The following is an 11,932-nucleotide window of genomic DNA, read 5'->3' as shown; positions in this document are numbered from 1 at the left end:
GGTACCGGCATCGGTGCAGCCTTTCTCTTTCAGGCAGGATTTCGCATAAACCGGCGTCACCCAGGGAGTCAGCGTTTCGGGGTTAAATTCCCGCATGGCGGCCGCAGGAGGGAGCGGGGAGGTATCCAGAGGTAAAGCGCTTCGTGCCGCCGTCATCGTCCTTTTCGTCCGGCGCAGGTAAGCCGCCGTTGTCCCGTACTCTATTTTCCCCGCCTCCAGCCGCAGGTAGCTCCCGCCACCTATCAGCGTGATGCGTTTCTTGCCCGTTAACGAGATGTCACTCGCCGAGCTCAGCGTCAGCTTCTTCTCCGCAAACAGCCTCATATTGCCGTTCTGCGCCTGCGCCTCCACAGAGCCTTCCCCGGATTTCAGGCTCAGTTGCCCGGTGCGGGCAAACATGCCGAGCTTTTCTCCGGCGAGGGCGGTCAAGTTACCCATGACGCCAGTGCTGATGTCCCCGCCCGCACTGATGGCGACGGTTTTGCTGGCAGCCAGTTGCAGATGTTCGCCGCTGGTCATGGCCATGCCTTCCGGCGCCGAGAAAAGCACCGCTTCATTAAGCGGTTTCAGCCGCTGCTCAAACATCTGTATCTGGCTGTCGACATCCGCTTTCAGCGCCTGCGCCTGTTCTGCGGCCATTTCCAGCTGCTGTAGTTGCTGGTTGAGCCGGTCGATTTCCTTCAGCGCAGCGCTCATATCCAGCACTTCACCCTGTGCCTTTGCCTGCGTATCCGCGCTGACAAACAGCCCCTTTCCGGCGCGGATAACGCCGTGCTCATCGGTGCGCAGTTCCGTACCGGTGCCGCGCGGTTTGTCCTGCGCATCCACCAGATGCCCGGTATTCAACTGCGTTGCGCCATATGGCGTCGTCAGCGCGATATGCTCCTCACCGCGGCGGTCCTCCATCCGCAGCTCGTTTTCAGCGGCGGTACGCAGAATGTTCTGGCTGCGGTTGTCGCGATTAACGATGTCGGGATGTTCAGAATCATGCAGGGCGTGGGAGATATACGGCAGGTCAATATCACCGTTGCTGTAGGCAATCGCCACTTCGGTTCCGTCGGTGAGCGGCATATGCCAGCCGTACGTCTCCCCGGCATAAGGTTTCGCCATCCGCAGCCACAGGTAGCCGTAACCCGGCTCTGTCGCCTCCCGGTCAAAGTCCAGCCTGACCCGGTAACGCCCCTGCCCGTCCAGGTGCGCATAAATGTCATTCTTCTCCCGGCTCTCGACCCGGGCAGGCAGGGTGCCGTGGATTTCCGGACGCGGGATTTCCGCCGGGCGGAAACAGTAACGTTCGCTGTAGGGCATTCCCCGGACCGACACATGCAGGCGGGAATCTCGTGCGCCCCGGAAGGTCACCAGCGTAAGGAGCACGCCCTCTTTCAGGGCAGTAATGACATCGCCCTGCGGCTCCAGCACCTGCCCCGGCGTAAGGTGGGCGGCATTGCTGAACAGGTGGATACGGGCTGATTTATTGAGTTCCCGCTCGTGATGAAGCCGGGCATAAAACGCGCCTGATTCGGTTTCCGGCTCAGGGCTGGCGTCATCACCCGCGTCACGATAAGGTGCGGCGTAACGGTAATGCTCCCCGGTGGTGACCGCATCATTGCGCACGCCGACCATTGCATCCAGCGGCGTGGTGGCGGTCCGGTAGTTGTAGTCCCGCGTGGTGACGGTCCCGGTGGCGATGTTGTGCCAGGTCCGTACGTCCCACACCGATTCTGCCGCGCCGTCAAACAGACCCGACGGCTCGCTGTACGGCAGGCGCACGTCAAACTGATAGTTCAGCTGGCTGTCGGCAAATATGTACGTATCCAGACCGCGCACGTCGTCCATCTCCGTGCGCCAGTAAATCCCCACCTCGGACAGAATGCGCTGAATGAACTGCAAATCCGTTTCCCGCCACTGGGTGATAAGTTCACGCGCAGGGTAGGTGCGCTCCAGCCTGAATTCAAAATCAGCGCCCTCCAGTCCGTGCTTACGCAGCACCTGCTCCACCACTTCAGGGACGGACTGATTCTGAAATACGGCGCACTGCCGGGTGTTTCCCGGGAGAGCAAGACGGGAACTGAGCGTGAGCCGGTAGTGGGACTGGTCTTTTGATGTGGACAGCCATTCAAGCCGGGTCACGATGCCGTGGACATTTTTACCGCCACGCATCCGGAAGGTGGCATATTTCATCAGCACCTGTTCCGGGGGAATGTTCGCATGCAGGGAGGTGAACTCAATGTCCCATATGAATGGCTCGCTCAGGGCTTCCCTGCCGCGAAAACGCAGGACATCCGGTTTTACCGGGCTGTCATTAATCTCCAGAACATAGCGGGTCTGTCGGTCAAAAAGCGCTGACCAGTTATCCATAACAAGACCTTATGTAACCCAAGGGTAATGTATCGAGCGATAATCACATGAAAAAATGGGGGCTGTAAATGCCTTTTATGGACAAAAAATGTGAAGTGAGAAGACGGTGTTAAAGGGGAGGCTAACTGTATTATTCAGAGAGTTATTCTGTTTTATCCTTTACCAGACTGCACGGGAATAATGATGAACCGCTAACTTATAGCTAATCATTTCTGTTCGAATATTAATTCAACCCTCTGTTTTTACGGGTTTTTTATTTTTATCTATTCACATTTACAATGACTGCTTAGCGCGAAAAATGGGCCACAATATTTGAAGAAAGACATCATTGTTATTGACGGGACAGCTTATGATGAAACCGGTATAACGTTTCTTTTCATCGACAATTCAAAAGGGCTTTTATGGTTGCGGTTGAGGAACTCAAAGCGAAATATCCAGGCGCAGAGGCCTGGCAAATGGGCGATAGCCCGAAACTTGCCAGCGAGCTTGCGGACCTGATTAAAAAAGGAATCAAAACGGCTTCCTGTGGATCGTTTGCCTCTTACCTGCAGGGAGAGTCTGCCCCGAGAATTGGAAGCTATAATATTATCCTTGATGGTCAGAATGTCCCGATCTGCGTGACCAGGCTGCTTTCAATGCGACTGGTGCGTTTTTGTGACGTGACTGAGGCTTTTGCTCGCAAAGAAGGGGAAGGCGATTTAAGCCTTCAATACTGGCAGAAAGAGCATCAGCGATTTTTCACCCGCGAAGGTCACTTTTCTGAAGATATGGAGTTGATCGCAGAAGAATTTGAAGTGGTTGAGGTGTTGTAAAATGAGAGGGTCCGGCAGGCGTTTGGCGGTAATCCCGGGACTTACGCCAGCGCTCTTCATTCCGAACTATCCGTTCAGATGCCGGTTCATCAGGTGTCCCAAAACGCCCGCCGATCTTCTCAACAAACGTCCAGTAGCGGCTGTTTACGCGTCTGATCATGGCCTGATAATTCTGAACCGTGTTGTACGGCAATAATACGAATCTCGTGAGCATGCTCATCCGCTGCTATTAACGGTTAGCGATACTGCGGCATGTGGTCGGTATCTTATCGCGCTGAGAAACCTTAACGCTGTGCGGGCGTTTCGACAGAGAGGCTGGACTGTTGAACGTCTTTTTTGTCCTGATGATGATGCCAGGCGCCAATAGAAGAGTAGACAAAGCGTCCAAAGAAGAAGAGAAAACTGATAAGCAGTACGATACGGGTCATGCGACTGTTAAATCGATGTCGTTTTCGCATACTGGTAGCCTGACTCACAAAAGGTTCCTTAAGAGATGCCCCTGCGGGCGATAAGCACATTAAGGCATACTGCGCCGCAATGGTCAATTCATGACGTTGTAAAAATGCGTTAGCTTGTTCATGGGGGGTTGTTATGGAAGTTAGTAATCTTATTTACATTAATAATATATAAATGATAACACGCCGGAATAAAGGTAATAATTAATTAATGGCGGTGAAATTATTTGATGTATGTCAAAATTTGCTTTCCGCTGGCAACTAAAATCGTTGCCTCACGTGATGATCTTTTCATCGCCTTTTTGCGGTCAGGGGGGATGCCTGTCTGATAAAACCCATCGGGAGTCGGGGTTTCTGCTGAGCATCTATGAGACTGAATAAAAATTATATTGCAATCAGAGATAAGTGGTGGGGGCTTCCTCTGGTTTTGCCGTGTTTAATGCTGCCATTAGTGAGCCACGTCAATACTTATGCGCATATGGCTTCCGGGGATGTGGTGCTTTTATATCTTCCGTTAGCATTAATGATGAGCATGATGCACTTTTTCAGTTGGGCGGCATTACCAGGAATTATTCTTGCCATCTTTTTACGCAAATATCCGCAGGTGGGGCTGGCTGAAACGCTACCGGTAATCGCCCATTTCCTCATCGCTATCGTCCTCAGTTGGGGCGGCTATCGCGTCTTTAATCCGCGTCGGAATTGCGTCTCACACGGCGAGCCGCGACTGGTGTTCCAGCGAATTTTCTGGCAGGTATTTTGCTCCGCTACGCTGTTTCTGGTGCTTTTTCAGTTTGCGGCGTTTGTCGGAATGTATGAAAGCCGACTGAATCTGATGGGCGTCACCCCGTTTAACATCAATGCATTAATTAACTATCAGGGGATCCTTGTCGGAAATTTAATTGGCGTCCCGTTTTTCTATTTTCTCCTTCGCGTGATTCGTAACCCGCTTCATTTACGCGGCTATTATTCCCAGTTAAAACTGCAGTTTGATGCAAAAGCCTCGAAGAAAGAGGTTGCCTTATGGTTATTAATCCTCATTGTATTAATGACCTTGCTATGTATGCCCCTGAATGTAAATAGCTCAATATTCAGCACAAATTATACAATGTCATTATTACTGCCGGTTATGCTCTGGGGCGCGATGCGCTATGGCTATCGCTTCATCTCTCTGCTTTGGGCGCCCGTGCTGATTATTGCGATCCATAATTACCAGAGCTATACCCCCTATTATTCTGGTTATGATGTCCAACTGGCGATCACGTCGTCGAGCTTTCTGGTTTTTTCATTTATCGTCAATTACATGGCGGTATTGGCCACGCGTCAGCGGGTTGTCAACAGCCGCGCGCGCAGGCTGGCTTTCCTCGATCCCGTTGTTCATCTGCCCAATCTCCGCGCGCTCAATCGCGCCCTGAAAAATGCCCCATGGTCCGCGCTCTGTTTTCTGCATGTTCCTGAGCTCGAAGTGCTGGTGAAGAATTATGGCATTATGCTGCGGATTCAGTATAAGCAGCAGCTTTCACACTGGATAAATGAAAAGCTGTCGCCGGATGAAAACGTCTACCAAATGTCTGGCCCGGACCTGCTGCTGCGCTTAAACACCGAATCACACCAGCAGCGTATTGATCTCCTGGACGAGCACATCAAACGGTTTCGCTTTATCTGGGACGGTATGACTTTCCAGCCGCAGGTGGGCATGAGTTACTGCTACGTGCGGTCTCCGGTGAACCATATTTATCTGCTGCTTGGCGAACTTAGTACCATTGCTGAACTGTCGATTATGACCAACACGCCGGAGAATCTGGAGCGTCGTGGAGCTGTGAATTTGCAGCGCAATGTGAAAGATAAAGTGGCGATGATGAATCGCCTGCAGCACGCGCTCGAACACGATCGCTTCTGCCTGATGGCGCAACCTATCGAAGGCCTGCGTGGCGATGTCTACCATGAGATCCTGCTGCGGTTGAAAGACAGTGACGGCGGATTGATCTCGCCAGAGGTATTTTTGCCCGTTGCGCATGAGTTCGGTCTGGCCTCGCGAATCGATCTCTGGGTCATCGAACATACCTTACGCTTTATGGCCGATAATCGTGCAGAGATGCCCGCGCGCCGTTTTGCCCTGAATCTTTCGGCTCCGTCAATTTGTCGTGCGAAGTTTTCACTGGAAGTCAGCAAGCTACTGAGCAAATACCAGATCGAGGCGTGGCAGTTGATCTTCGAAGTCACCGAAAGCTACGCGCTGCTGAATGCCGAGCAGGCGCAGGTAACGCTGCATAATCTGCAACAGTTGGGCTGTCAAATTGCGATTGACGATTTCGATACCGGCTATGCCAGCTATGCCCGGCTGAAAAATATCAGCGCCAACATTTTAAAAATTGACGGGAGTTTTATCCGCAATATGGTATCGAACAGCCTCGACTACCAGATTGTTGCTTCTATCTGCCATCTGGCGCGCATGAAGAAAATGCAGGTGGTGGCGGAATTTGTTGAAAGCGAGGAGATCCGCAGCGCGGTCGCCTCGCTGGGCATTGACTATATGCAGGGATATTTAATCGGCGAACCCCAACCGCTAAGGGACATACTGAAAGCGCAGGTGCCGGTTACCGGCACCTGAGCGGCCTTCAGGCGGCGATTTCCGGTGAACGTTCTTCCTCTATTTTCAGACGCCAGCCGGTGACCGCTTCCCAGTATTGCTGCTCTTTTTCCAGATCGAGCAGCACCAGCGCGTTCTGGCTGAACCAGTCATAAGGAAAACGGAGCGTCCAGTGGCTGTCGTCCGTGATGAGCGTCAGCGTCGGGGGCGTAGTCGTGGCCTGGCGCTGATTGTTCAGCAGAACGCCAAGGCGCAGCAACTGGATTAGTGGCAGGTATTGCTTCTTCTTGAACAGCGTAAAGCGCGGCAGATCGTCCAGCTTGATCGCTTTGCGGTGATAGCGAACCAGCGTCGCCATCATGGTTTGCTGCTCCTGATTAAAGCCGGGTAAATCACTGTTTTGCAGAATATAGGCTGAATGGCGATGCAGGCCGCTGTGATTGATATTCAGGCCTACCTCGTGCAGCATTGCGGCCCATCTCAGCAGCGCTTCCAACTGCGGATGGGCCAGTTTTGGCTGCTGCGCCTGCCACTGATCGTACATCTGCATGGTGGTATCCAGTACGCGTCTGGCCTGATCGCTGTCAATATTGTACTGATTCGCCAGGCTACTGGCGGTACGGCTACGGACGTCCTGGTGGCGAAAGCGGCCTTCCATTTCGTACAGGACGCCTTCACGCAGCGCGCCGTCGGAGAGGCGAAGCTCGCGGATGGCCAGCGCATCAAAGACACCGCAAAGAATCGCCAGACCCGGCACAAACACCGCTTTTCGCTCCTCGGATAAACCCGGCAAGCTCAGGGCGTCGAAATTGCGATAGTGCAGTATCTCTGTCACCAGACGGTCCAGACGTTCCGGGGTAATAAAACCGTCTTTTTCCCCCAGCTCCAGCAGCACTTCATGTGCGGCTTTAATGGTGCCGGAGGCGCCCAGCGCGACGTTCCAGCCCTGAATGCGAAACTGCCAGGTTAAGGTTTCGAGCTTTTGCGCCGCCGCCATTCTGGCGCGCTGGAAGTTTTCCGGGTTGATCGCGCCGCCGGGAAAATAAAGCTGCGCAAAGCTGACGCACCCCATACGACGGCTTTCAACCAGCTTTGGCTCGAAGTTTTCGCCGATCACCAGTTCCGTTGAGCCGCCGCCGATGTCGATCACCAGCTTACGCCCCTTTTCGGGCTGCGTGTGCTCAACGCCCATAAAAATCAGGCGCGCTTCTTCGTTACCGGAGATGATCTCAATAGGGTAGGGGATAACCTTTTCCGCACGCTTGAGAAAGTCAGTGGCGTTCAACGCCTGACGCAGCGTGTGCGTCCCCACAATACAGACGCTGGAGGGCGAAAACCCCTGCAGACGTTCGGCAAACAGCGACAGACAGCTTAGCCCGCGCTCCATGGCTTCTTCACTCAACCGGTTATCCGGGCCGAGGCCGTCAGCCAGATGGACACGCTGCTTCAGACGGCCAATTATCTGCATTGCGCCATCCACCACGCGGGCAATGACCATGTGAAAACTGTTTGAGCCGAGGTCGACTGCCGCAAACTCCTGCGGTCGTGGGGACTTATCATGTATTGGCATAGCGTTAGTCTGGTTGCTCGAGTGATTTGATGTAGTCATAAATCGCCAGTTGCGCCTGTACTTTGCGGCGATTCCCGCGCGGCACGTAGCGATTACTCAGTTCTTTGTCGATATAGCGGGCTTTTACCGTGTCGCTGAACAGGATGTCAATAATATCCAGTACTCGTTGCTTCAGGCGTGGATCAAGCAGCGGCGTCGCTACCTCAATGCGGTAGTCGATATTACGCGTCATCCAGTCCGCGGAGGACAGATACACCTGCTTATTGCCGCCATTTTCAAAGATGTAAACACGGTCATGTTCCAGATAGCGGTCAACAATGCTGATGACGCGAATATTATCGCTGATGCCTGGAAGATAAGGAATCAGCGAACACATTCCGCGAACCAGCAGATTTACCGTCACGCCGGAACTGGACGCCGCATACAGGCGGTCAACCAGCCCTTTGTCGACCAAATTATTCAGCTTCAGGGTGATGCCGGAAGGGCGTCCCTGCTGAGCGTTGGCGATTTCACGGTCAATCATTTCATACAGCAGGCGACGCGAGTTTTGTGGCGAAACCAGCAAATAATCAAACGTTACCGGACGGTACGGGTTCTCAATAAAGTTAAACACCCGGCGCACTTCGTTGGTGATCCGCGCATCGGCGGTCAGCAGCGAATAGTCGGTATACAGGCGCGCGGTTTTTTCGTTGAAGTTACCGGTGCCGATATGCGCGTAGCGCACCACGTCGTCGCCTTCTTTACGCGAAATAAGAAACAGCTTGGCGTGAATTTTTAAGCCCGGCGCGGAGAAGATCACATGTACGCCCGCTTCCGTCAGGCGCTTCGCCCAATGAATGTTGGCTTCTTCATCAAAGCGCGCCTGTAGCTCCACCACCACCGTGACTTTTTTGCCGTTGTGGGCAGCATGGATCATCGAGTCGATAATCCGTGAATCTTTCGCCACGCGATAGATGTTAATTTTGATGGCCAGTACGCTCGGGTCGAAGGAGGCCTGACGCAACAGCTCCAGAACGTGCTCAAAGGTGTGATACGGATAGTAGAGCAGCACATCGCGTTCACGGATGGCGTCAAAGCCATTACGAAACTTCTCATTATCAAACCAGATATGGCGCAGGCGCGGCAGCGGTTTATTCACCAGATTCGCTTTGCCGACATTCGGGAAGTTAATGAAATCTTTGAAGTTGTGGTAACGCCCCCCGGGCACGATGGAGTCATAACGCGAGATGGTCAGTTTTTCCCGCAGCACTTCGACCAGCGCGTTGGGCATGTCGCGCTGATAAACAAAACGCACCGGTTCAGCGGTCAAACGCTGTTTGAGGCTGGAGGACATCAGCTCCATCAGGCTGGATTCCATCTCGTGCACCAGATCGTATTCGGCGTCGCGGGTCATCTTCATCGAATAAGCGTTCAGGGCGTCGTAATCAAAAAAGCCTTTGAAGATGTCATCCAGGCAGTAGCGCAGAATGTTGTCCAGCAGGATCATCGGTTTGCGGCGTCGCGGGGCTTCCGGCGGCAGGTTGACGAAGCGCGGCACTTTGTCCGATGGAATTTCCAGCAGCGCGTAGCGTATCGAATCACCACGAATGATCTCCACCGCGAGGTAGGTGTAATCATCTTTCAGAAACTGAACGAGATCCGTTTCGCGGTTGATCAAAATGGGGGTGATATGCTGGCGCAGGTATTGTTTAAAGTAGTGGCGCAGCCAGCTTTGCTGATTCACCGACAGTTGGCGTTCGTTAATCAGGAAGATCTGGTTGCGCGCCATCTCCAGCAACAGTTCGTTATAAAGACCATCAAATTCCTGATCGGCTTTTAACACACGGGACTGGATCTTGCCTAACAGATGGCGAGAATGCGAATTTGAACCCTGTTCTTCGCTAATGATAATGCGGCGCTTCAACTCGGCGAAACGCACTTTATAGAACTCATCAAGGTTATTGGAATAGATGCCTAAGAAACGCATCCTTTCGATTAGCGGGTTAGATTTATCCGCCGCTTCCTGGAGCACGCGTTCGTTAAACGCTAACCAGCTCAGCTCTTTCTCGATGTATAGCTTTTCCTGACCCATTAATACTTATACTCCGTTTGATTCACGGGACACGACCTGATCATTATGGCGAGCAATGCTCTCAGATGTCCAACTGTGCCAGAAAAGTATGACAATAAACTGTTTGATAACATAAAGGCGGGAAGAAAAGTAGGCCGGAGAGGGTATTTTGCCGCTATCCGGCGAACGGACGCGTCAGGGCCAGAAGACGGCGCTTCTGGCCTGTAAAGGGACCGAATTAATCGTCAGCCGCATAGCCCTGCGGCGGCAAACGTTGACCATCCAGCCACGCGGCGTTGTCATGCATCTTCAGACGGCCTTCGACGAACCAGCTCACAACCAGGGGATAAATGGCATGTTCCTGGGCCTGAACGCGCGCGGTGATTTCGTCTTCGTCGTCTCCCTCAAAGACGGGCACTTTCGCCTGTAAAATGACCGGACCGCCATCAAGCTCATCGGTGACAAAGTGCACCGACGTACCGTGTTCCTCGTCGCCATTTTCCAGCGCCTGGCGGTGGGTATGCAGGCCGGGATATTTGGGCAACAGGGAAGGGTGTATATTCAGCAGGCGTCCGTGATAATGAGCGACAAAGGCTGGGCTAAGAATGCGCATAAAACCGGCCAGCACCACCACATCAGGCGCATACGCGTCGATCTCAAGGGTCAGCTCCCGGTCAAACGCTTCACGGCTGGCGAACTGATCGGCCGTCAGCGTATGCACAGGAATGTTCGCTTTTCTGGCGCGTTCAAGGCCGAACGCATCGGCCTTGTTGCTGAATACTGCGCGAAGGGTGCCGTTGATTTTCTTCTCTTTGCAGGCATCAATGATCGCCTGCAAATTGCTTCCGTTGCCGGAAATAAGCACCACAATATTCATTATTCAATAACCACACGCTGTTCGGAATCAGAAGCGTTGATGATACCGATTTTCCACGCGTTTTCACCCTTTGCTTTCAGCAATGCCAGCGCATTGTCCACTTCGCTTGCCGGAAGGGCGATCACCATACCGACGCCGCAGTTAAAGGTACGGTACATTTCGTGCTGGCTAACATTACCGGCGTTTTGCAACCAGTTGAACACGGCAGGCCACTGCCATGAAGATTCGTCGATCACCGCCTGAGTGTTGTCCGGCAGGACGCGTGGAATATTTTCCCAGAAACCGCCGCCGGTGAGGTGGGCGATGGCGTGCACGTCGACGTTCTCGATCAGCGCCAGGATCGATTTCACGTAGATACGGGTCGGCGCAAGCAGATGATCGGCCAGCGGCTTACCGTCAAGCTCGGTGGTTTCCGGGTCGCAGCCGCTAACCTCAACGATTTTGCGCACCAGCGAGTAGCCGTTAGAGTGCGGGCCGCTGGATCCCAGCGCAATCAGCACATCGCCGTCGGCAACTTTAGAAGCGTCGATGATTTCTGATTTTTCCACCACCCCGACGCAGAAGCCCGCGACGTCATAGTCTTCACCGTGGTACATCCCTGGCATTTCAGCGGTTTCCCCTCCGACCAGCGCGCAGCCGGACTGCAGACAACCTTCCGCAATGCCCTGAATGACGCTGGCTGCGGTGTCCACGTCCAGTTTCCCGGTAGCGTAATAGTCGAGGAAAAACAGCGGCTCAGCGCCCTGAACCACCAGGTCGTTCACGCACATCGCCACCAGGTCAATCCCTATGGTGTCGTGACGCTTAAGATCCATTGCCAGACGCAGTTTGGTCCCTACGCCGTCAGTGCCGGAAACCAGTACCGGTTCACGATATTTTTGCGGCAACGCGCACAGCGCACCGAAGCCACCCAGACCCCCCATTACTTCCGGGCGGCGGGTTTTCTTCACTACGCCTTTGATTCGATCGACCAGAGCATTGCCCGCGTCAATATCAACACCGGCATCTTTGTAGCTAAGAGAGGTTTTATCGGTCACTGCCTGGTTCCCCACGTTATTTCTTGCGGTAAAAGGAAAAATTCGGCGCAATTCTAACAGGGAAAGCAAACGTTTGCGAGCCTGCGTTGCATCCGATTTTATATGTTGATTTTTGCTGCGATTTTCTCGTACGGCGCCGTTTTTATGACCTGCGCCACGAAAATGAAACCGGGTACATTTCGTTGC

8 protein-coding genes are annotated in these 11,932 nt (G+C 53.3%); 2 read left to right on the top strand and 6 right to left on the bottom strand.

Annotated features, from left to right (window positions below; genetic code table 11):
- Nucleotides 1-2,358: type VI secretion system Vgr family protein (locus tag CSE01S_RS17155; protein ID WP_052406305.1), on the bottom strand; the 2,358-nt coding region annotated here is incomplete at its 3' end.
- A 401-nt stretch (nucleotides 2,359-2,759) separates the two neighbouring features.
- On the opposite strand from CSE01S_RS17155, the gene CSE01S_RS17150 reads away from it, so the two are divergent.
- Nucleotides 2,760-3,170: an ASCH domain-containing protein gene (locus CSE01S_RS17150; RefSeq protein ID WP_042290940.1), complete on the top strand. Its 411-nt coding sequence runs from the start codon at nucleotides 2,760-2,762 to the stop codon at nucleotides 3,168-3,170.
- A gap of 284 nt (nucleotides 3,171-3,454) precedes the next feature.
- On the opposite strand, the gene CSE01S_RS17145 is transcribed toward CSE01S_RS17150, so the two are convergent.
- A complete protein-coding gene (locus tag CSE01S_RS17145) occupies nucleotides 3,455-3,646 on the bottom strand; it encodes a YfgG family protein (RefSeq protein WP_042290938.1) in 192 nt (63 codons plus the stop codon).
- Between the two features lie 346 nt (nucleotides 3,647-3,992).
- Here CSE01S_RS17145 and CSE01S_RS17140 point away from each other — a divergent pair, with 346 nt between their 5' ends.
- Nucleotides 3,993-6,233, top strand: a complete 2,241-nt coding sequence (locus CSE01S_RS17140; protein WP_042290936.1) for a bifunctional diguanylate cyclase/phosphodiesterase — start codon at nucleotides 3,993-3,995, stop codon at nucleotides 6,231-6,233.
- A 7-nt stretch (nucleotides 6,234-6,240) separates the two neighbouring features.
- On the opposite strand, the gene ppx is transcribed toward CSE01S_RS17140, so the two are convergent.
- From ppx to purM, 4 genes are all read right to left on the bottom strand, one after another.
- Nucleotides 6,241-7,782 (bottom strand): exopolyphosphatase, encoded by a 1,542-nt coding sequence (gene ppx / locus CSE01S_RS17135; RefSeq protein ID WP_042290934.1) that lies wholly within the window; start codon nucleotides 7,780-7,782, stop codon nucleotides 6,241-6,243.
- A gap of 4 nt (nucleotides 7,783-7,786) precedes the next feature.
- The gene (gene ppk1 / locus CSE01S_RS17130) at nucleotides 7,787-9,853 is read right to left on the bottom strand and encodes a polyphosphate kinase 1 (RefSeq protein WP_042290933.1); all 2,067 of its coding nucleotides are present in this window, start codon (nucleotides 9,851-9,853) and stop codon (nucleotides 7,787-7,789) included.
- A gap of 217 nt (nucleotides 9,854-10,070) precedes the next feature.
- Nucleotides 10,071-10,709, bottom strand: a complete 639-nt coding sequence (purN, locus tag CSE01S_RS17125) for a phosphoribosylglycinamide formyltransferase (RefSeq protein ID WP_042290932.1) — start codon at nucleotides 10,707-10,709, stop codon at nucleotides 10,071-10,073.
- On the bottom strand, nucleotides 10,709-11,746 hold the full coding sequence (gene purM, locus CSE01S_RS17120) for a phosphoribosylformylglycinamidine cyclo-ligase (RefSeq protein ID WP_042290955.1): 1,038 nt from the start codon (nucleotides 11,744-11,746) through the stop codon (nucleotides 10,709-10,711). The genes purN and purM overlap by 1 nt, the downstream gene beginning before the upstream one ends.
- Nucleotides 11,747-11,932: the final 186 nt, after the last annotated feature.

Origin of the sequence: Citrobacter sedlakii NBRC 105722 (assembly GCF_000759835.1) — a bacterium.
Taxonomy (GTDB): domain Bacteria; phylum Pseudomonadota; class Gammaproteobacteria; order Enterobacterales; family Enterobacteriaceae; genus Citrobacter_A; species Citrobacter_A sedlakii.
The sequence above is the reverse complement of the archived record's forward strand: the minus strand, read 5'-3'. Positions and strand labels throughout refer to the sequence as shown.